This window comes from Pseudomonas sp. GW823-FHT06E10, from assembly GCF_058794995.1.
Genome location: NZ_JBXAHJ010000012.1, coordinates 99369 through 119900, shown reverse-complemented (window position 1 = coordinate 119900; position 20532 = coordinate 99369). Strand labels below are relative to the sequence as shown.

Here is a 20532-nt window from a genome sequence, read left to right as displayed (position 1 = left end):
CATGTCTAATCCTAGAAGCGTTCACGTGACCCTACAAACAACTCGACTATAGCTTCCTCACCAATAAACTTTAGAATCTTGAAAATAAAATTTTTTCCCTAGCAGACCTTCACAATATGCCTTCGCGCTCCGGCTTACTCGCCATAATACAAACGGCTCCCATGGATCTATCGCTTTGAAATATCTGCCGTAACGGAAAGGTCTCAATGGCGCTTTTCTGCCGTCTAGTGCAATTTTTCTCAAGTTAAGGACTAAATTTTGGAACGTGTTACGGTTGCGGCAAACGTATCATCTCGATATCCTCCCACCGTCGCTGCCAATTCAGCGACCGGGTGTGGAAACCCGTGTAATTCAAGGCGCAACAGCGCCCCCATCACGTCTGCCGGCGCTTTTTTTATGCCTGCGGCGTGAGTTATGGCGGCTGTGCGTGGGACGTCTTCGGGCGTGCCGGTTTCCTTGATTCCCGGTTTTCCACCCTGCGCACAGCTGTCACCCATTCGTGTGGAAACGAACGTGGCAGCTCCTCATATCAAGGAGTTGGATAATGCGCAGTATCAATCCGTTTGAAATTTGGCTTTTCCCTCTACGCAATCCCCAATCGCGTAACCCCCTCCCCCATTGCCTCTCCATCCTCGGAGGTGGCCAATGACTGAACAATCTGAACTCAAAACCATCGGCCTGACACCCGCGATCTACTGCGCGGATCAAGCGCTGTTTCATGTCACTCGCGGCGTTCCTCTCGGCGATGCATTGTCCATGGCCTCCGATTTTCTGTTCCTGGCCAAGACGCTCACTGAAGATGCTGCTTATGCCAGAGATACCGACCGTCACGCTTGGGCTGCGCATTATCTGACTTCGATGAGCAAGGCGTTGGTGGATGATGCGGTGAAGGTGCTTACTCGGGATCGGGATAATGAGCTGGCGTCTAAGCGGACGGGAGCTAAGGCTGAGGGGTAGTGGGCGAGGCGCCAGGATGGTTTTTGGTTTCAAAAGTCAGGCGTGACGCTGTGAGAGCGGGCTTGGTTGCGGTGGCCGGGGTATTCAGCGGGACACGTGGATGCCTTGCGTTTTTCGCGAGCAAGCCCGCTTCCACAGGGGGTTGCGGTGGGCTGGCGGGCATTGTTTGGCCCCAGTGTGTGAGTGGGTTTGTGGTGCAATCTTCAGCATTGAGGGTGGTTGGGCTGGCGCTATCGCGAGCAAGCTCGCTCCCACAGGGGGGTTGTGTGGCGGGTGGTATTTCGGCTTGGCCTTGAGGTTTTTCGGGGCTTTTTGTGTTCGGTTCGGGGGATGGCTTTCGGTTTGTAGCGGAATGGATCGGCGGATCTGCTCCGTAGAATTGCCCTTGGTTCTGATGCTTCTTCTCACCTGTAATGCTTGCTATACATCAGCCATCGACAAGCCCTCCGGGCATCAGGCCAGTGTGTGAACGCCCCTTGCGGCACTCATCTAGACTTAATGGATAGTCGTAGGCAGAACCGAGCACGTCGCTTTGGTGCAGGTCGATCAACAGCAGCGTGGCAAGCTGCCCTTTATGCCCAGTAGAGGCGTGGCGAAGACCGCGTCGGGCACAACAAGATGCCCATTCAGGGTGCCCTGGCCAACGGCCTGAAAATGCCACGATACCGTGACGTGGTGTGAGTGCCGCAGCCGACACTTTCGGACGACCGACGACCATCTGGTTTGTCCGTGACCGTGAGGATTGCTGAATGCCTGATGAGATGTTGCACCTGCCTGTGGTCAATAGTCTGCTGGAGCGCCACAAGGGCTCTGCGGGTGCGCTGTTGCCCATTCTTCATGATATTCAGGAACGCATCGGTTACGTCCCCGATGTCGCCATCCCCGAGATTGCTCATGCCCTCAATCTGAGCCAGGCCGAGGTTCGCGGGGTGATCAGTTTTTACCATGATTTCCGTACCGCGCCGCCAGCCAAACATATCCTGCGGCTGTGCCGGGCTGAGTCGTGCAAGAGTCGCGGTGCCGAGCAGTTGGCCGCGCAGTTGCGTGAGCGTCTACAACTGGACGACCACGGCAGTAGCGCCGATGGCAGCATCAGTTTGCGTCCGGTGTATTGCCTCGGTGCCTGTGCCTGTTCGCCTGCCCTGGAGCTGGATGGACGGGTACATGCACGGCTGAGCGCTGAGCGTCTGGATGCCTTGCTCGACGCTTGCCGGGAGGACGCGTGATGCCGACTCTCTATCTGCCCTGTGATTCGCTAGCCCGTGCCGTGGGTGCCGATGAGGTATCCGTGGCCCTGATCACTCAGGCCAAGGAACGCAATCTGACGCTGGAGCTACAGCGCACCAGTTCCCGAGGTCTCTACTGGCTGGAGCCGCTGCTGGAAGTGGACAGCCCCCAAGGCCGGATCGGTTTCGGCCCATTGACCGCTGCCGATGTGCCGTCGGTGCTCGATGCCCTGCAAGGTGAGCCGTCCGCTCATCCACTGGCCTTGGGCCTGGTGGAAGAATTGCCTTATCTGAAGACTCAACAACGCCTGTTGTTCGCCCGTGCTGGTATTACCCGGCCGCTGTCCCTCGAGGATTACCGGGCTCATGGCGGTTTCGAGGGTTTGACCCGGGCCATTGCGGTGGGCGGCGAGCAAACCGCGACGGAAGTGTTCGATTCGGGCCTGCGTGGCCGTGGCGGCGCGGCTTTCCCCGCCGGGATCAAATGGCGCACGGTGCGCGCGACCGAAGCGGCGCAGAAGTACATCGTGTGCAACGCCGACGAAGGCGACTCCGGCACCTTCGCCGACCGCATGTTGATGGAAGGCGACCCCTTCCTGCTGATCGAAGGCATGGCCATTGCCGGTCTCTGCGTCGGGGCCACTTACGGCTACATTTATGTGCGCTCGGAATATCCCGATGCTGTGGCCACGCTGCGTGCGGCGTTGAACATCGCCCGAGACGCCGGTTACCTCGGCGCCAATGTCGGCGGCAGCGGCCAAGCCTTCGATATGGAAGTGCGAGTCGGTGCCGGTGCCTACATCTGCGGTGAGGAAACCGCGTTGCTGGACTCCCTCGAAGGCAAGCGCGGGATCGTTCGCGCCAAGCCGCCAATTCCTGCCTTGAAGGGTCTGTTCGGCCTGCCGACACTGGTGCACAACGTGCTGACTTTGGCCTCGGTGCCGCTGATTCTGGCCAAGGGTTCGCAGTTCTATCGCGATTACGGCATGGGCCGTTCCCTGGGCACCATGCCCTTCCAGCTGGCGGGCAACATTCGTCACGGTGGTCTGGTGGAACGGGCGTTTGGCCTGACCCTGCGGGAGCTGGTGGAAGACTACGGTGGTGGTACCGCCAGTGGCCGACCGCTGAAGGCTGCGCAGGTGGGCGGCCCACTTGGCGCCTGGGTGCCACCTTCGCAATTCGATACACCGCTGGATTACGAAGCCTTCACCGCCATCGGCGCGATGCTCGGTCACGGTGGTGTGGTGGTGGCTGACGACAGCCTGGACATGGCCCATATGGCGCGCTTCGCGATGCAGTTTTGCGCCGAGGAATCCTGTGGCAAATGCACGCCGTGCCGCATCGGTTCGACCCGTGGCGTTGAGGTGATCGACCGGCTGCTGGCCGCGCCTGACGCGAGTGGTCGCGATGAGCAGGTGATCATCCTCAAGGACCTGTGCGACACCCTGCAATACGGTTCGCTGTGCGCATTGGGCGGCATGGTTTCCTTCCCGGTCGCCAGCGCCCTCAAGCACTTCCCCGCCGACTTCGGCTTGCAGCCCTCGGAGGCCGAGCAATGATCACTCTCTTCGACCCGAAAACCGATATCGATCTGGGCACACCAGCCCGCGACAGCCAGGTGCAAGTCACCCTGAACATCGACGGCCGCAGCATCAGCGTGCCTGAAGGCACCTCGGTGATGCGCGCCGCCGCGCTGCTGGGCACCACCATTCCCAAACTCTGTGCCACCGACAGCCTGGAAGCCTTCGGCTCCTGCCGCATGTGCCTGGTGGAGATCGACGGCATGCGCGGCTACCCCGCGTCCTGCACCACGCCGGTCACTGAAGGCATGACCGTGCATACCCAGACGCCAAAGCTCGCGACCCTGCGGCGCAATGTCATGGAGTTGTACATCTCCGATCACCCGCTGGACTGCCTGACCTGCTCGGCCAATGGCAACTGCGAACTGCAAACCGTGGCCGGCCAGGTTGGCCTGCGGGAAGTGCGTTATGGCTATGAAGGCGAGAACCATCTGGAGGACGTGAAAGACACCTCCAACCCCTACTTCGACTACGACCCGAGCAAGTGCATCGTCTGCAACCGTTGCGTGCGCGCCTGCGAAGAAACCCAGGGCACCTTTGCCCTGACCATTACCGGGCGTGGTTTTGAATCCCGTGTGGCTGCGGCCGGTGGAGAGAACTTCCTCGATTCGGAATGCGTGTCCTGCGGCGCCTGCGTGCAGGCCTGCCCTACCGCGACGCTGATGGAAAAAAGCGTGGTCGAGCTGGGCCAGCCGGAACGCAGCGTGATCACCACCTGTGCCTATTGCGGCGTGGGCTGCTCGTTCCGCGCCGAGATGAAAGGCGACCAGTTGGTGCGTATGGTTCCGGACAAGAACGGCCAGGCCAACCATGGCCACTCTTGCGTCAAAGGGCGCTTTGCCTGGGGCTACGCCACCCACCCGGATCGCATCACCAAGCCAATGATCCGCAAAAACATCAGCGACCCTTGGCAGGAAGTCAGCTGGGATGAAGCGGTGACTTACGCCGCCAGCGAATTCCGCCGCCTGCAGCAAAAATATGGCCGCGATTCCATCGGTGGCATCACCTCCAGCCGTTGCACCAACGAAGAAACCTATCTGGTGCAGAAACTGGTGCGTGCGGCCTTCGGCAACAACAACGTCGACACCTGTGCGCGGGTCTGCCACTCGCCGACCGGCTATGGCCTGAAACAAACCCTGGGCGAGTCCGCCGGCACCCAGAGTTTCGACTCGGTGATGCAGGCCGACGTGATCCTGGTGATGGGCGCCAACCCCAGCGACGCCCACCCGGTGTTCGCCTCGCAACTCAAGCGCCGCCTGCGTGAAGGCGCGCGGCTGATCGTCATCGATCCACGGCGCATCGATCTGGTGGACACGGTGCACGCCCGCGCCGAATATCACTTGGCTCTGCGCCCTGGCACCAACGTCGCCATGCTCAATGCCTTGGCCCACGTGATCATCACTGAAGGCCTGCAAAACCAGGCCTTTATCGACGCCCGTTGCGAGGGTAGCGATTTCGCGACCTGGAGTGAGTTTGTCAGCCGCGCGGAAAACTCGCCGGAAGCCCTTGGCCCGATCTGCGGTGTACCCGCTGCCGACATTCGTGCCGCTGCGCGCCTGTATGCCACCGGTGGCAACGCGGCGATCTACTACGGCCTGGGCGTTACCGAGCACAGCCAGGGCAGTACGTCCGTGATGGGCATTGCCAACCTGGCCATGGCTACGGGCAACATCGGCCGCGAAGGCGTGGGCGTGAACCCGCTGCGGGGTCAGAACAACGTTCAGGGCTCCTGCGACATGGGCTCCTTCCCCCACGAACTACCTGGCTACCGGCACATCTCCAACGAGGTGGTGCGGGCGCAGTTCGAACAGGCCTGGAACGTCACCCTGCAACCCGACCCGGGCCTGCGCATCCCCAACATGTTCGAGTCGGCCCTGGCCGGCAGTTTCAAGGGCCTGTATTGCCAGGGCGAAGACATCGCCCAGAGCGATCCGAATACCCAGCACGTCACCGCCGCTTTGTCGGCCATGGAGTGCGTGGTGGTGCAGGACATTTTCCTCAACGAAACCGCCAAGTTTGCCCATGTGTTCCTGCCGGGCAGTTCGTTCCTGGAAAAAGACGGCACCTTCACCAACGCCGAGCGGCGTATCTCGCGGGTACGCAAAGTCATGGACCCGTTGGGCGGCAAGGCCGACTGGGAAGGCACGGTGGCCCTGGCCAATGCCTTGGGTTACCCGATGAACTACACGCACCCGTCGCAAATCATGGATGAGATCGCCAGCCTGACGCCGACGTTCACCAACGTCAGCTACGCCGCACTGGATAGCCACGGCAGCCTGCAATGGCCGTGCAACGCCGAGGCACCGGACGGCACGCCGACCATGCACATCGGGGAATTCGTGCGCGGCAAGGGGCGCTTCATGCTCACCGGTTACGTGCCCACCGAGGAGAAGGTCAACAGTCGCTATCCGCTGCTGCTGACCACCGGGCGCATCCTCAGCCAGTACAACGTCGGCGCCCAGACCCGGCGTACCGACAACGTCGCCTGGCATGACGAAGACCGCCTGGAAATCCACCCGACCGACGCCGAAAGCCGTGGTATCAACGAAGGTGACTGGGTCGGTATCGGCAGCCGCGCCGGCCAGACCGTGCTGCGTGCGCGGATCACCGAACGGGTCGCCCCGGGTGTGGTGTACACCACCTTCCACTTCCCGGAATCGGGCGCCAACGTGATCACCACCGACAACTCTGACTGGGCCACCAACTGTCCGGAGTACAAGGTCACCGCCGTGGAAGTCAGCCGCGTTTATCACCCTTCGGAGTGGCAAAAACGCTTCCAGGAATTCAGCGATGAACAGCATCGTCTGCTCAAGGACCGGGGCCGTGGCGCCAAAGCGGAGGTACGCCGATGAGCACGAACAACCTGATCAAGATGGCCAACCAGATCGCCCAGTACTTCGCCAGCCAGCCGGACCAGCAACAGGCGGTGCTCAGTGTGCGCAATCATATGCAGATGTACTGGGCGCCCAGCATGCGCAAGGAGTTGCTGGCCTGGCAGACGGAACATCAGGGGGCGGACTTGCACCCGCTGGTGCAGGCGGCGGTGACTGGGGCGGGTTGGGAGGCTTAGCCTGCTGGCTGCAAAAAACTGTGGGAGCGAGCTTGCTCGCGATGAGGGCTTAACATTCAGCATTTTTGCTGGCTGATACACCGCTATCGCGAGCAAGCTCGCTCCCACAGGGGTTTTGTGTTGGGGTTTGGCTTTGGGTTGACCAGGCTACACCCTATTCCTCCTTCCTCGCCGCCGTCACCGTCACTTCAATGGCCCGGACACTGATCGCCGCGAATGTCGCGGTCATCAGCACGCCGTTGAAACCCAGCAGGATCGCCAGCACTCGCGACACACCCAGTTTGGGCACCAGCTCTCCATAGCCGATGGTCAGGCCGGTCACGAAGGCGAAGTAGATACCGTCTAACGGGCCCCAGCCTTCCAGGTGGGCGATGATGAGGCCGAACGCAATGATCACCAAAAGCAGTATCGAGAAGATCGGCCAGACCACTTTTAAATAGAACCAGACGGCTTTGTAGAACTCGTGGCGGACGTTTGATGCACGGGCGAGGTTCATGGCATGGGCTTCCTGGGGGTTGACTGGCCGACATTTGAATGCCCGGCGCTAATACCCCGTTCAGCTTGGCACAGGCGCTGAAAACTGCGACTAACGGGGCGTTATCTCTGACGAGGACTATGACAAAGATGACGCCAACCGGGCTATCCAGAAACCGCCTGCTGCTGGACTCGTTGTAGGAGCGAGCTTGCTCGCGATGGTCGTGAACGATAACGCGTGTTTACAGGATAAACGCGGCGCCCTTGAGTCCATCGCGAGCAAGCTCGCTCCTACAGTGTTCGGGTCAGTTCGTGTCAGTTCGCTTCAGTTTCCCGAATCAGCTTCTTGTTGATCTTGCCGACGCTGGTCTTGGGGATTTCGGCGACGAACTTGAACTGCTTGGGAATCGCCCATTTGTTGATGCGGCCGCCATCGACAAAGGCTTGCAGGTGCGTCTCCAGAATCTTGCGGTCGAGGTATTGCCCCGGCTCGCAAACGACCATGGCCATCGGGCGTTCGCCCCATTGTTCGTCGGCAATGCCCACCACGGCGACGGACATCACGCCCGGGTGTTCGCTGATCAGGCTTTCCAGTTCAAGCGAACTGATCCACTCACCGCCGGTCTTGATCACGTCCTTGATGCGGTCCTTGATTTCCACGCCGCCCAGCTTGTCGATCGAGGCCATGTCGCCGGTGTGCAACCAGCCGTTGTGCCACAGCTCCGCGCCTTTGTCCGGGGCTTTCAGATAGCCCTGGGTCAGCCACGGCGCGCGCACCACGATCTCGCCCAAGGATTCGCCATCATGGGCCACATCGTTGCCCTCGGCGTCGATGATTTTCAGGTCGACCAATGGCACCGGGGTACCGGTCTTGATGCGGATCGGCAGTTGCGCTTCGGCGGACAGCTGCAGGTCTTCATCGCGCAGGTACGTCAGGCACAGCAACGGGCAGGTCTCGGACATGCCATAGCCTGCGTGCACCACCATGCCTTTGGCATTGGCTTCGCTGGCCACGCCGAGGGTCAGCGCGCTGCCGCCCAGGAGCATTTTCCAGCCATCGAAACGGGTCGCCTTGCCTTCCTCGCAGTTGAGGATCATCTGCAGGATGGTCGGCACGCAGTGGGAGAAGGTCACCTTCTCTTCACGGTACAGCTTGACCAGGCTGTTGGGTTCGTAGCGGCCGGGGTAGACCTGCTTGATGCCCATCAGGGTCGCGACATACGGCACGCCCCAGGCATGCACATGGAACATCGGCGTGATCGGCATGTACACGTCGTCGGAGCGCAGCAGCGGCTGGCCCTGATAGACGCCCAGGGTGCCGACGGCGTTCAGGGTGTGCAGCACCAACTGGCGGTGGCTGAAGTACACGCCTTTCGGGTCGCCGGTGGTGCCGGTGGTGTAGAACAGCGTGGCGACCGAGTTCTCGTCGAAATCGGGGAAGTCGTACTGGTCCGAAGCCAGGGACAGCAGGTTCTCGTACTCGCCCAGCACCGGCAGCGAGGTCGTGGTCGGCTCGTCATCGGTGAGCTGCAGATAGCCTTTTACGGTTTCCAGCCGACCGTGGATCTGCTCGACTAGGGGCAGGAAATCATCATGCACCAGCACCAGGTCATCCTCGGCGTGGTTCATGGTGAACAGCACCTGCTCCGGCGACAGGCGAATGTTCACCGTGTGCAGCACCGCGCCGATCATCGGCACGGCGAAGAAGCATTCCAGGTAGCGGTGGCTGTCCCAATCGAGCAGGGCCACGGTGTCACCGGCCTTGACCCCGGCCGCCGTCAGCGCATTGGCCAGGCGGCGAATACGCTTGTTGAGGGTCTCGTAGCTGTAGCGCAGCTTGTCGGCGTAGACGATTTCCCGGCCCGGCTCGTAGCGCACGCCGGACAGCAGCAATTGCTTGATCAGCAAGGGGTAGGCATAGGCGCCGTCGGCGGGCGGAATTATTTTTGTCGCCATCATGTTTAAGGTTCCTTGTCCTTTCGATCAGAACTGATCGGCTTGCAGCTCGTAGAGGCAGTCGCTGCCGGCCTTGGCCGATGCGCTCAACGAGTGGATACGCGGCAGCAACCGGGCGAAGTAGAAACGCGCGGTGGCCAGTTTGCTGGTGTAGAAATCGTCCTCGGCATCGCCGCTTATGACCGCCTTGGCCATACGCGCCCACATGTAGGCGTAAGCGGTGTAGCCGAACACATGCAGGTACTCGACCGAGGCCGCACCGATTTCGTTCGGGTTGTTTTGTGCCCGGTCCAGCAGCCACGCGGTCAGGTCGTCGAGAGTGTCGACGGCGGCGTTCAGCGGTTGGATGAACTCGGCAAGGTCGGCGCCAACGTTGGCGGTGAAGTTGCGGATTTCCGAAGCGAACAAGCGGTAGAGCGCCCCGCCGCTGCCGACGATCTTGCGCCCGGCCAGGTCCAGGGACTGGATGCCGTTGGTGCCCTCGTAGATCTGGGTGATGCGCACATCACGCACCAGTTGCTCCTGACCCCACTCGCGGATGTAGCCGTGGCCGCCGAAGATCTGTTGGCCATGGATGGTGGTTTCCAGGCCCATGTCGGTGAGGAAGGCCTTGGCCACCGGCGTCAGCAGCGATACCAGATCCTGCGCGCGCTGGCGTGTCGGTGCGTCTTCGCTGTACTTGGCGATGTCCAGTTGCAGGGCCACGTAGCTGGAGAACGCACGGCCGCCTTCGTTCAAGGCTTTCATGGTCAGCAGCATGCGGCGCACGTCCGGGTGCACGATGATCGGGTCGGCGGCCTTGTCCTTGAATTGCGCACCGGTTGGCGCACGGCTTTGCAGACGGTCACGGGCGTATTCGACGGCGTTCTGGTACGAGCGCTCGCCTTGGGCCAAACCCTGGATGCCCACGCCCAGACGCTCGTAGTTCATCATGGTGAACATCGCCGCCAGGCCTTTGTTCGGTGCGTCGACGATCCAGCCGGTGGCGCCATCGAAGTTCATCACGCAGGTGGCGGAGGCCTTGATGCCCATCTTGTGTTCGATGGAGCCGCAGGACAGCGCGTTGTTTTCACCCAGCGAACCGTCGGCGTTGACCAGCACTTTCGGCACCAGGAACAGCGAGATGCCTTTTGGGCCTGCCGGTGCATCGGGCAGCCGCGCCAGTACCAGATGGATGATGTTTTCCGTCAGGTCGTGCTCTCCACCGGTGATGAAAATCTTGCTGCCGCTGACCTTGTAGCTGCCATCGGCCTGGGGTTCGGCCTTGGTGCGGATCAGGCCCAGGTCGGTGCCGGAATGGGCTTCGGTCAGGCACATCGAACCGGTCCAGGTGCCGGCGTACATGTTCGGCAAGTAAGCCGCTTTCAGTTCTTCACTGGCGTGGGCCTTGATCGACAGGCAGGCGCCGGCGGTCAGCATCGGGTACAGGCCGAACGACAGGCTGGCCGAGTTGACCATCTCTTCGACCTGGGCCGAAATCGCCTTGGGCATGCCCATGCCGCCGTACTGCGGATCACCGCCGACACCCACCCAACCGCCCTCGGCGAAGGCTTGATAGGCCTGGGCAAAACCGTCCGGTGCGGTGACCGCGCCGTCGTTCCAGGTGCAGCCCTGTTCGTCGCTGGCGCGGTTCAGTGGCGCGATCACTTCGCCGCTGATCTTGCCGGCCTCTTCGAGGATGGCGGCGGCGGTCTCTTCATCGATCACGTCGGCCAGGCCGGGCAATTGTGCCCAGAGCCGGGACACCTGGAAAACCTCGTTGAGTACGAAGCGCATGTCGCGCAGGGGAGCTTTGTAATCAGACATCTTGGCTTACTCGGAAGTGGTCACGGCATGGGGCATGCCGGGACGTTCAGTGGATTCGGTGTTTTCGGTTGCCGCGACAGAACCGGGCTTGGGTGCCCGTTCGCGCAGCAGGAAGTACGACAGAGCGGGAATCAGGATCAGCGCGCCGAGCATGTTCCACAGGAACATGAAGGTCAGCAGGATGCCCATGTCGGCCTGGAACTTGATCGGCGACCAGACCCAGCACACCACACCGGCGGCGAGGGTGATGCCCACAAGTCCGACCACTCTGCCGGTGAAGGACACGGCGTTGCGATAGGCCTGGGACAGCGGCAAGCCCTGGCGCTGGAAGTGCAATTGCACGCTGAGCAGGTACAAGGCGTAGTCGACGCCGATACCCACCCCGAGGGCGATCACCGGCAAGGTCGCGACTTTTACGCCGATACCCATGGCCACCATCAAGGCTTCGCAAAGGATCGAGGTCAGCACCAGCGGCAACAGGGCCACCAGTGTGGCGCGCCAACTGCGGAAGGTGATCAGGCAGAACAGCGTCACCGCCGCATACACGTACAGCAGCATGGTGCGGTTGGCTTCGCGCACCACGATGTTGGTCGCGGCCTCGATCCCGGCGGTACCGGCGGCGAGCAGGAACTGGCGATCCTCGCTGCTGTTTTCCCTGGCGAACTTGTCGGCAATCGCCACCACGGCATCGAGGGTTTCAGCCTTGTGATCCTTGAGGAAGGTGATCACCGGCATCAGCGAGCAGTCGGTGTTGAACAGCTCCGGCGAGTTGACCGAGGCTTGCTGGGCGGCGTAGTTGAGCACGTCCTGGTTGCGCTGGATGCTGTTGAGCTTGGGGTTGCCCTCATAAGTACCGGCAGTGATCTGCCGTACCGCGTTGACCAAGGACGCGGTCGCCTGCACGCCCGGATACTGTTGCAGCTCCCAGGCCAGGCGGTCGGCGAGCACCAGGGTCTTGTAGTTCAGGCAGCCTTCCGGCGCGGTCTTGATCATCACAGCGAACAGGTCGCTGGACAGCGCGTAGTGGCTGGTGATGTAGGCGTTGTCGCGGTTGTAGCGCGAGTCGGCGCGCAGCTCCGGCGCCCCGCTTTCCAGGTCGCCGATCTTCAGGTTCAGGCTGACCATGAAACCGCCGATGCCCATCAACACTGCGGCCAATACGGCACCGGTGGCCCACTTGCGCGTGGTGAAGCGGTCGAGCAGGTCCCACAGTTTGCCGAAGCCTTTGTGGTGTTCGGCGCGGTTGTCGATTTTCAGCGCACGCTCGGCGGCTTTTGCGCCCACACCGACATAGGACAGCGCCACCGGCATCAGCAACAGCGAGGTGAAGATCAGCACCGCGACGCCGATGCTGGCGGTGATCGCCAGGTCCTGGATCACCGGAATATCGATCAGCATCAACACGGCGAAGCCCACGGCGTCGGCCAACAGCGCGGTGACACCGGCGATGAACAGACGGCGGAAGGTGTAGCGCGCAGCGATCAGTTTGTGGGTGCCGCGGGCGATGTCCTGCATGATGCCGTTCATCTTCTGCGCCGCGTGGGACACACCGATGGCGAAGATCAGGAACGGCACCAGCACCGAGTACGGATCGATGGCGTAGCCGAGCCAGGCGACGATACCCAGTTGCCAGACCACCGCGACCAGCGAGCAGCCGACCACCAGCAGGGTGCTGCGCACGCAACGGGTGTAGGCGTAGATGATGATCAGCGACGTGACGACGGCCAGGCCGAAGAACATCATCACTTGAATGAGGCCGTCGATCAGGTCGCCCATGAGTTTGGCGAAGCCGATCACCCGCACCTTGTAATGGCCGGTGCCTTCGACCCCGGATTTACGCGCAGCGCTGTCACCGGCGTATTCGATCTTGTCGCGCAACTGCTCTTCGAGCATCTGCGAGAAGGCGTGGTAGTTGATGCGTTGACCGCCGGCGGCGGCTTTGTCCATCAGCGGCACGATCAGCATGGTCGACTTGAAATCACTGGCTACCAGGCTGCCCACCACACCGGCGCGGGAGATGTTCTGGCGCAACTGTTCGATCTGTTCAGGCTGCCCCGAATAGGTGTCGGGCATCACCGGGCCACCCTGGAAACCGTCCTCGGTGACTTCGGTCCAGCGTACCGCCGGGCTCCACAGCGACTTCATCCAGGCGCGATCGACACCTTCGGTGAGGAACAGCTGGTCGTTGACCTGCTTGAGTACGTCGAGGTAGCCGGGGTCGAAAATATCGCCCTTCGTGTTCTCGACCACCACCCGCACCGAGTTGCCCAAGCCGCGCAGGGAAGCACGGTTTTCCAGGAAGTTCTGGATGTACGGCTGGCTCTGCGGAATCATTTTTTCGAAGCTTGGGCGCAACTCCAGGCGAGTCACGGCCATGAAGCCCAGCACCACGGTGGCGAGCGCCATCAGCAGCATGAACAGCGGGCGGTAGTTGAACACCAGCCGTTCGAGGAGGTTGCCGGAGCGGTGGTCGAAATCCCGCAGTTCGCGGATCACCGGCATGGCGTCTTGTTTGATGTTGCCCATGTCTGGGTTCTCGCTCTTAGGGTTCGAGGGCTGGATCGGCGGACAGCGTCCGGGCACCACGGCTGCCTGCCAGCACCAAGGCGCCATCGGCGGACTGGGTGGCACCGGCGACCGGGGTCGGTGCCGGTTGCTGCTTCAGATGCAACTGCGCGCCCGTCCCCTGGCTGACCAGCATCTGCCCGCCCTGGGTGAACAAGCGATAATTGCCACGGGCATCGATCAGGCCTGCGGTGATGCTGACGTGCAGGCCGGTGTCCAGTGCGGTCCAGCTCTGGCCGCCGTCGGTGCTGCGCAGCACGTTGCCGCGCAGGCCATAGATCAGCACTTCGCCAGGCTTGCCGAGCACGCCGAAGAAGCTGCCTTGATAAGGCGTCGGTACCGCATTGAAGCGTTGGACGCTGTCGTCCCATTTGAGCAGCAGGCCTTGCTCGCCCGCGATGTACACACTGTCGCCGGTAGAGGCGATGGCGTTGAGGTGGAAACCCTGGGGGTTGTCGGTACGGTCCTGGAATGGCGTCCAGGTAAGGCCACCGTCGTCGGTGCGCAGGATCAGGTTGAATACCCCGACCACATAGCCGGTTTTGTCGTTGGCGAACCAGACGCCGAGCAGCGGTTTGTCCGCGCCCTGATCGGCCAGTCGTTGGCCTTCCATGGCCAACTGGGGCCATTGCTCATTGCCCGGTTCGGCGCTGGCCAGCGCCGTGTAATGCTTGACCAGCAAGGCGCCGATCTGACGACCGTCGAGTTGCTTTTGCCAAGTTGCGCCGGCGTCGCTGCTGTGCAGCACCACGCCGTCATTACCCACCGCCCAGCCTTGGGTGGTGGTCGGAAAATTCACCGCAGTGAGGTCGGCACTGGCCGGTACGGCGGCCTGTTGCCAGTGGTTTCCCGAATCATCGGAAAACAGAATATGGCCACGCTGGCCGACGGCAATCACACGCCCGCCGGCGCGGGTCATGCCGGACAACGGGCTGTTGATCGCCAAGGCACTGACTCTGGCGGGCAGGTCCAGTACATCGACGTAATCGGCCGCCTGGGCGATGCCCTGCGACAGGCCGAGCACAACGCCAAACGCCAGCTGCAAAATATTGTTTTTATACGAACACATGCTGCGTCCTCTTCGGAAAACCGCGCCGGGACACACATCGGTGTGCCTGACGTTCAAACCTTGCGCCGTGCAGGTCATGTGGGAGCGAGCTGTGGCGAGGGGGCTTGCCCCCGTTTGAGTGCGCAGCACTCACAAGATCTTCGATACATCGGAAATTTTGGGGCTGCTTCGCAACCCAACGGGGGCAAGCCCCCTCGCCACAGCTCGCTCCCACAGTGGATCGTGCGAGCGTCTGCTTGCGGTTGGCTTAGCGAATACCGGCGCCGGCCAGGGATTCCGAAGACCACTGGGCCTTGGAGAGCGGCTCGATGTACTTGATGCCGCCGTAAGGGCCGACTACGCCGTTGATGTTGTAGGAACCACCGACCAGGTCGTAGATCATGAACGGCGTGGAGTCCGGAACCTGCTTGTCATAGCTCTGGCTCAGGAAGGCGAAGGAACCGCGATAGAGCTGACCACGGGCGTCATATTGATCCGAGGCCAAAGCGGTCCAGCTGTCTTCGTCGAGGTAGAAGCGGCGCTTCTGGTAGATGTGACGAGCACCGGCCTTGAGGTTGCCTTCGACGACCCATACACGGTGTTTTTCCCAGCGTACGAAATCCGGTGACAGGTGATTGGCAGTGGTCAGCGATTTAGGGTCCTGGACGTAGGTCAGCTTGTAGGTGTTGTAGGGCACGATCATTTCCTGCTTGCCCACCAGCTTCCAGTCGTAGCGATCCAGCGCACCGTTGAAGACGAACACGTCATCGTAGGTGCCCGCACCGGCGGTACCCGGGTTTGGCGTGTCGTAAGCCAGGCTCGGAGCCAGTTTCACTCGACGCTGCCCCGGCAAGTACTGCCAGGCGCGACGCGGTTGCTGCAATGGGTTGGCGGCATCCTTGAGCATGATCGCCTCACCGGCGCGGCGCGCAGGGCCGGTGTATGCCAGCTTCATCTGGTAGTACACGTCGGCGCTGCTGATCGGCTGCGAGAGGTTTTCATAGATCGGGTAGGAGATGTTCGCTTGCCCGGTGGTCGCCAGGCTAGGAACGCCCGCGGAGTCAACGTTCCAGGAGTCGTACTTGGAGCTGATGCTGACGCCTTGGTAGCGCAACAGGAAGTTCCACATCGCTTCGTTGCCCGACTGCGGAATCGGGAATGGAATGCCCGGCAGCACGTTGTCGATGGCCAGGCCACCTTCCAGGGACTTTGCGCCGCTGGCGTTCTTCACGCCGTTATCCAGGATCGCTTGAGGCAGCGAAACGGTGCGGTGCGTCGGGAACACGTCGACACGGAACGTCGGGAAACGCTTGGCCAGTTCTACCGTGGTCGCCGTGAGCATGCCCTTGTACTGATCGACGTTCTTGCCGTCGATCACCAGTACCGGCTTTTCACTGGCAAACGGGTCCGGGCGCATGCTGTCGCCGGCCTTGAAGCTGGCCGGCGGGGTGGTCAGGCCACCGTTGTAGGCAGGAATGGAACCATCAGCGTTCCCGGCTTTTTCAGCCCCTACCTGTGTCAGGCTGGTGCCCAGCTTGGCAGCTTCCTGAGTTGAAACAGCAGCCTGTGCCTGAGCGGCGAAGACCATGGCCAGCGAAGCGGCCAACACGGTTTTTACAAATTTCATCTTGTTATTCTCCTGCTTGCATTGAGCAAATCAGTGGTGAATCAGAATGTTGTTTTCATCGTCAGGTACACGGCGCCACGGTCCTCAGTCGTGGCACCACCTCCGGAGAAGGACGAGTAGCCACCTGCGTAACAGGCGTAGTTTTCGTTGCCGCTGAAGGCGTTCGGGGTGGAGCCGTCACCGCCCTTGGAGCCGGTGCTCACACCGCTGACGTTGCACTTGTCGGTTTCGCCAAAGGAGTCCACGTACTTCAGGTCGACAAAGTATTTGTTGTAGACAATGGCACCCACGCCCACGGCATAGTTGCCGGTGTCCTTGGCACCGCCACCGGAGACCGGCGACACACCATCGAGACCGACGTTGACGGACATCGGCGCGTTGAGATCGACACCCGGGAAGACCTGGTACCAGGTCGGTGTGAAGTTGACCGCCAGACCCCAGTTGTCACGGGTCGGCGCGTCGATGCCGCGATAGCTGTCCTTACCCTTGTAGAGCGCTTCGTTCTTGCTATCGAGCTTGAGCAGGTTGCTGTAGTACAGCTCGGCAAGCACAGTCGCCTGATCGAACACCGGGGTTTTCGGCAGGGTCATCAGACCGTTGAGCGTCCAGTGCAGGGTGTCGCCTGTGGCGCTCATGCTGTCGCCACGGCTCGGGGTGTCATAGACCACACCGGTGGCGTCCGTACGTGCAGGCAGCAGGCCAAGCCCTTGCCCCAGGCCCAGCGGGCTGCGGGTACTGACGATCGCCGGGATACTGGCCAGTGGCATGTTGTGACGAACGTTCAGGTCCGAACCCACGCTCACGCCACCCACGTCCTTGGACAAGCTCAAGCCAAGGATCTTGATGTTGTCGGCATAGGCCAGTTGATAGGTGGCGGTGTCCAGCGAATTGAGGGTGTTGATCACCGCTGGCACCTGCCCCGCCGGACGGGTGCCGTTCGGGTTGGCCGAGGTAATGCCTCTGGCGTCCAGATAGGCTTGTGGCAGGATTTCCGAGGTTTCGCGGTAGTAAACGCCGAGGGTGCCATCCAGCCAGGCCGGCGACCATTTGGCCATGACGCCCCAGTCACCGCTGTCATGCGGAGTCAGGTCCTTGCCACGACGCACATTGGTCAAGGCGTTGCACGGCGCCAGGCCACAACCTAGCGGGCTGCCCGGTACCACGGCGTTGGTGTTGCCCAGCAGGAACGATTGCGCGCCGAAGCCGACCAGGTCGGAACCACCGTAATAGGTGCCCGCTTCCGGCAGACGCGCGGCATCCCAATTCAGGAAATACTGGGCACCCACGGTCAGCTCGGGATTGACGGTGAACGACATCGACACCTGGTTACGCGGAACGAACAGTTCCTTGGCCTCGGTACCCGGCGACGCGGCAAGCTTGGCCAGGTCGAGGCCGGACTGGCCATAGCTGACCGAGTGCACCGGGTTGAGAATGGTCTCGCCCCAGAACACGTTGTGTTGACCGGCCTTGGCGCTGAACATCGACTCCTCGCCCACTTCGGTGCTGTAGAACACGAAGGCATCGAGGATTTCGCCCGAAGGACCGCTGTAGTAGCGCTGGGCATAATTGCTCAGGTGCGAGCTGCCGTTGCCGACGTTGTCACGGGTGACCCCTGCCAGGCGCGGGTCATTGGCGATCAGGCCCGAGGTCGATCCATTGCCGTTGACGAACGGGTTGGAGTTGGAGCCGGTGTTGTCATAGGCCTTGTCGTACCAGCTGGCGGCGCTGACGCGAAAGCCCATGGCGTTCTTGTAGACCACGTCCATTTCGGTCAACAGATCGATACGGTTGGTGATGTTGGTCCCGGCCTTGCGGAAGTTGTAGTCGCCGTCGTTATTGTTCGGCGTTCCCAACATGCGTTTGTCGGCACTTTCGGTGCGCACGCCATAGTTGTACTTGATGGTGTTATCCACGCGGACGTTCCAGTCCGGATTCCCCGTCTCGATCTCGACCGCATGGGCCGCAGGTACCGTTGCCGCGAGAATGGCTGAGGCCAGCAAGGTGTAGCGTGGAGCGGTGAAGCCGTGACTCTTATTGTTGTGCATTGCGTTGTCTCCGCTTTTTTGTCTTTGTTTTAAGCGCAGCCGCCCTCGCGCAAACATTGATGGGTTTGCGTTTAAGGAATGAGGGCAAATGCCGGTTGGCGTACTGCCAGTCCAGCTCCTTGTACTAGCGATCCAGCTCCAGGATGAGTGCTTCAGCTTGCTGCCAGTGGCCAAATCCTGCGGCCGGATTGAGGTGGCCGACATCGCCCAGATTGAGCAATTCGGCGCTCCAGCCTTCTGCCATGCGGGTGACCGCAGGAAGGCTGGCCAAGTGATCGTTGGTGCTGCCGGCCACGATGCTGCGAAATGGCAGCGGGCCTTGTGGCAGAGGATTCCAGCCCTGGCTACGCAGGGTTTCGGAAGACGGATAGTTTGACGGCCAGACCGCATCGAGGTCCGGTGGCGCGGCCAGCAAAGCGCCCTTGATCGGACGGCTGTAGTGAGCAGCCCAATGCGCGACCATCAGCACGCCGGCGCTGTGGGCCACCAGAATCACGGGGCCGTCGATTTGTTCGAGTTCGTGTTGAATCGCCCGCACACGGGCCATGCAATCGAGTTTGTCGGTCTCCAGCGGCGCAACACTGCGCACGTTGCTCAGCCTGGCGGCAAGCAATGTTTGCCAATGTTCGGCCACGTGCTCGCGCAGACCCGGAACGATCAGAATGGTGGCGGCAGTTTGCAGTTTGTCCACGGTCAACACCTTCGCTTTCTCGATAACTCGACTGGCTGTTTTCGCCAGGGGCTTTTTGTAGTGTCGACATTAAAGAGCGCCCACCCGAAGCGCTTTACATTGGACGTCATGCACTTTTCTTTTGATGACAAATTGTCCGACAGCAGGACAGTGCGACCACTGGTCGAAAATCCCCGCAGGTTGGCGCAAGGTCACTGTAATCAACGGATGAGCGCTGATGGCTCCATGCAGCGTAGAAGATTGGTGACCGTATGGCATGAAATCCATCAACGACATGACAACTGTTCAACTGTTGATACGCTGGATATAGTCGCCACGCTCACGCCAACCGCCATCGGCACAGGGAAGACTTTCGCATGACCAAGCTTGTTCGCGCCGCTGTCTTGACCAACTACCTGGAGGTCACCCAGTACCTGGGTTTCAACCCGCGCGACGTGCTGGCCGCTGTCGGCTTGAGCAGGGCCCAACTCCAAGCCCCTGAACACCGAATCCATATCGATGCCGCCGTCCGTTTGCTGGAAGACTCGGCCGCCGCCAGCGGCTGCCAGACCTTCGGCCTGAGCATGGCCGAATCGCGCCAGCTCTCGGACTTCGGCGTGGTCAGCCTGCTGCTCAGCCACCAGCGCACGCTGCGCGATGCCTTGCAGGTCGTAGTGGATTACCGGCACCTGATGAATGACTCGCTGGCCATCTTCATTGAGGAGGCCGGCAAGATGGTGATCATTCGCGAAGAGGTGGTCACCGAAACGCCGATGCCCAGCCGCCAGGCCACGGAGCTGGCCATCGGTGTAATGTTCCGGCTGTGCTCGGCCCTGCTGGGCTCACACTGGCATCCCTACAGCGTCAACTTCATGCACCAGCCACCGGACAACCTGCACCTGCATCGCCGGCTGTTCGGCTGCAACCTGGAGTTCGGCAGCGAGTTCAACGGCATCGTCTGCCCTGACATCAGCCTCGACATGACCAACCCCAACGCAGACCCGGCCATGGCCCGCTATGCCCAGGGCTACCTCGACTCGCTGCAGAACCACGAAGGCGCCTCGATGCTGTTCGAGGTGCGCAAGGCCATCTACCTGCTGTTGCCCATGGGGCGCGCCACCATTGAGCAGGTGGCCCAGAGCCAGGGCATGAACGTGCGCACCCTGCAACGCCGCCTCAAGGACGACGGCTGCGCCTTCAACGACGTGATCAACGACGTGCGCCGCGACCTGGTGCTGCGTTACCTGGACAACCCCAACTACTCCCTCAGCCGCATTGCCGACATGCTCGGCTACTCGATGGCGAGTTCGTTTACCCGCTGGTTCATCAGCCAGTTCGGCATGCCGCCGGCGACGTGGCGTGCGCAGAAGCAGGCTGGGGCGAAACCGTCCTGACAGCAGGGCAAAAAAAAACGGCGACTGCTGGTACAGTCGCCGAAAGCGCGAGATTGGAACTGCAATCCCTGTAGGAGCGAGCCTGCTCGCGATGGTCGTGAACGATTACGCGTA

General features: G+C 61.4%; 14 protein-coding genes. 6 read left to right on the top strand and 8 right to left on the bottom strand.

Annotated features, from left to right (window positions below; genetic code table 11):
* Positions 1-645 precede the first annotated feature (645 nt).
* The 5 genes from AC1Q6Y_RS19815 (at position 646) to AC1Q6Y_RS19795 (ending at position 6833) form a co-directional block, all read left to right on the top strand.
* Positions 646-957 carry a DUF3077 domain-containing protein gene (locus AC1Q6Y_RS19815; RefSeq protein ID WP_489845315.1) on the top strand — a complete coding sequence of 104 codons (312 nt, stop codon included), beginning with the start codon at positions 646-648 and terminating at the stop codon, positions 955-957.
* Positions 958-1706: 749 nt separating this feature from the next.
* Positions 1707-2183 carry a formate dehydrogenase subunit gamma gene (locus AC1Q6Y_RS19810; protein ID WP_492625018.1) on the top strand — a complete coding sequence of 159 codons (477 nt, stop codon included), beginning with the start codon at positions 1707-1709 and terminating at the stop codon, positions 2181-2183.
* Positions 2183-3742, top strand: a complete 1560-nt coding sequence (locus tag AC1Q6Y_RS19805; protein ID WP_492625017.1) for a formate dehydrogenase beta subunit — start codon at positions 2183-2185, stop codon at positions 3740-3742. Before AC1Q6Y_RS19810 ends, AC1Q6Y_RS19805 begins: the two co-directional genes overlap by 1 nt.
* The gene (gene fdhF / locus AC1Q6Y_RS19800) at positions 3739-6615 is read left to right on the top strand and encodes a formate dehydrogenase subunit alpha (protein ID WP_492625016.1); all 2877 of its coding nucleotides are present in this window, start codon (positions 3739-3741) and stop codon (positions 6613-6615) included. Before AC1Q6Y_RS19805 ends, fdhF begins: the two co-directional genes overlap by 4 nt.
* Positions 6612-6833: a formate dehydrogenase subunit delta gene (locus AC1Q6Y_RS19795; protein WP_057716316.1), complete on the top strand. Its 222-nt coding sequence runs from the start codon at positions 6612-6614 to the stop codon at positions 6831-6833. Before fdhF ends, AC1Q6Y_RS19795 begins: the two co-directional genes overlap by 4 nt.
* A 154-nt stretch (positions 6834-6987) precedes the next feature.
* Here AC1Q6Y_RS19795 and AC1Q6Y_RS19790 read toward each other — a convergent pair whose 3' ends face one another.
* From AC1Q6Y_RS19790 to AC1Q6Y_RS19755, 8 genes are all read right to left on the bottom strand, one after another.
* Complete coding sequence (locus tag AC1Q6Y_RS19790; RefSeq protein ID WP_057716317.1) at positions 6988-7329, bottom strand: potassium channel family protein; 342 nt, start codon at positions 7327-7329, stop codon at positions 6988-6990.
* Positions 7330-7622: 293 nt separating this feature from the next.
* Positions 7623-9266, bottom strand: a complete 1644-nt coding sequence (locus tag AC1Q6Y_RS19785; protein ID WP_492625015.1) for a fatty acid--CoA ligase — start codon at positions 9264-9266, stop codon at positions 7623-7625.
* A gap of 24 nt (positions 9267-9290) precedes the next feature.
* Positions 9291-11069 carry an acyl-CoA dehydrogenase C-terminal domain-containing protein gene (locus AC1Q6Y_RS19780; RefSeq protein WP_492625014.1) on the bottom strand — a complete coding sequence of 593 codons (1779 nt, stop codon included), beginning with the start codon at positions 11067-11069 and terminating at the stop codon, positions 9291-9293.
* A 6-nt stretch (positions 11070-11075) separates the two neighbouring features.
* Positions 11076-13595, bottom strand: coding sequence for an efflux RND transporter permease subunit (locus AC1Q6Y_RS19775; protein ID WP_492625013.1), 2520 nt, complete (start codon positions 13593-13595; stop codon positions 11076-11078).
* 16 nt (positions 13596-13611) lie between these two features.
* Entirely contained in the window at positions 13612-14703 is a 1092-nt protein-coding gene (locus tag AC1Q6Y_RS19770; RefSeq protein WP_492625012.1) for a WD40/YVTN/BNR-like repeat-containing protein, read from the bottom strand.
* A 247-nt stretch (positions 14704-14950) separates the two neighbouring features.
* The gene (locus AC1Q6Y_RS19765; RefSeq protein ID WP_057716322.1) at positions 14951-16309 is read right to left on the bottom strand and encodes a DUF1329 domain-containing protein; all 1359 of its coding nucleotides are present in this window, start codon (positions 16307-16309) and stop codon (positions 14951-14953) included.
* A 41-nt stretch (positions 16310-16350) separates the two neighbouring features.
* Entirely contained in the window at positions 16351-18354 is a 2004-nt protein-coding gene (locus AC1Q6Y_RS19760) for a DUF1302 domain-containing protein (protein WP_223501167.1), read from the bottom strand.
* Positions 18355-18478: 124 nt separating this feature from the next.
* The gene (locus tag AC1Q6Y_RS19755; protein ID WP_492625011.1) at positions 18479-19045 is read right to left on the bottom strand and encodes an RBBP9/YdeN family alpha/beta hydrolase; all 567 of its coding nucleotides are present in this window, start codon (positions 19043-19045) and stop codon (positions 18479-18481) included.
* A gap of 356 nt (positions 19046-19401) precedes the next feature.
* Between AC1Q6Y_RS19755 and AC1Q6Y_RS19750 the strand changes: the two genes are divergently transcribed.
* A complete protein-coding gene (locus AC1Q6Y_RS19750) occupies positions 19402-20418 on the top strand; it encodes an AraC family transcriptional regulator (protein WP_057716324.1) in 1017 nt (338 codons plus the stop codon).
* Positions 20419-20532 lie beyond the last annotated feature (114 nt).

Coding starts and splice junctions, on each gene's coding strand:
- AC1Q6Y_RS19815 (WP_489845315.1), top strand. CDS start 646: ATGACTGAACAATCTGAACTCAAAACCATCGGCCTGACACCCGCGATC.
- AC1Q6Y_RS19810 (WP_492625018.1), top strand. CDS start 1,707: ATGCCTGATGAGATGTTGCACCTGCCTGTGGTCAATAGTCTGCTGGAG.
- AC1Q6Y_RS19805 (WP_492625017.1), top strand. CDS start 2,183: ATGCCGACTCTCTATCTGCCCTGTGATTCGCTAGCCCGTGCCGTGGGT.
- fdhF (WP_492625016.1), top strand. CDS start 3,739: ATGATCACTCTCTTCGACCCGAAAACCGATATCGATCTGGGCACACCA.
- AC1Q6Y_RS19795 (WP_057716316.1), top strand. CDS start 6,612: ATGAGCACGAACAACCTGATCAAGATGGCCAACCAGATCGCCCAGTAC.
- AC1Q6Y_RS19790 (WP_057716317.1), bottom strand. CDS start 7,329: ATGAACCTCGCCCGTGCATCAAACGTCCGCCACGAGTTCTACAAAGCC.
- AC1Q6Y_RS19785 (WP_492625015.1), bottom strand. CDS start 9,266: ATGATGGCGACAAAAATAATTCCGCCCGCCGACGGCGCCTATGCCTAC.
- AC1Q6Y_RS19780 (WP_492625014.1), bottom strand. CDS start 11,069: ATGTCTGATTACAAAGCTCCCCTGCGCGACATGCGCTTCGTACTCAAC.
- AC1Q6Y_RS19775 (WP_492625013.1), bottom strand. CDS start 13,595: ATGGGCAACATCAAACAAGACGCCATGCCGGTGATCCGCGAACTGCGG.
- AC1Q6Y_RS19770 (WP_492625012.1), bottom strand. CDS start 14,703: ATGTGTTCGTATAAAAACAATATTTTGCAGCTGGCGTTTGGCGTTGTG.
- AC1Q6Y_RS19765 (WP_057716322.1), bottom strand. CDS start 16,309: ATGAAATTTGTAAAAACCGTGTTGGCCGCTTCGCTGGCCATGGTCTTC.
- AC1Q6Y_RS19760 (WP_223501167.1), bottom strand. CDS start 18,354: ATGCACAACAATAAGAGTCACGGCTTCACCGCTCCACGCTACACCTTG.
- AC1Q6Y_RS19750 (WP_057716324.1), top strand. CDS start 19,402: ATGACCAAGCTTGTTCGCGCCGCTGTCTTGACCAACTACCTGGAGGTC.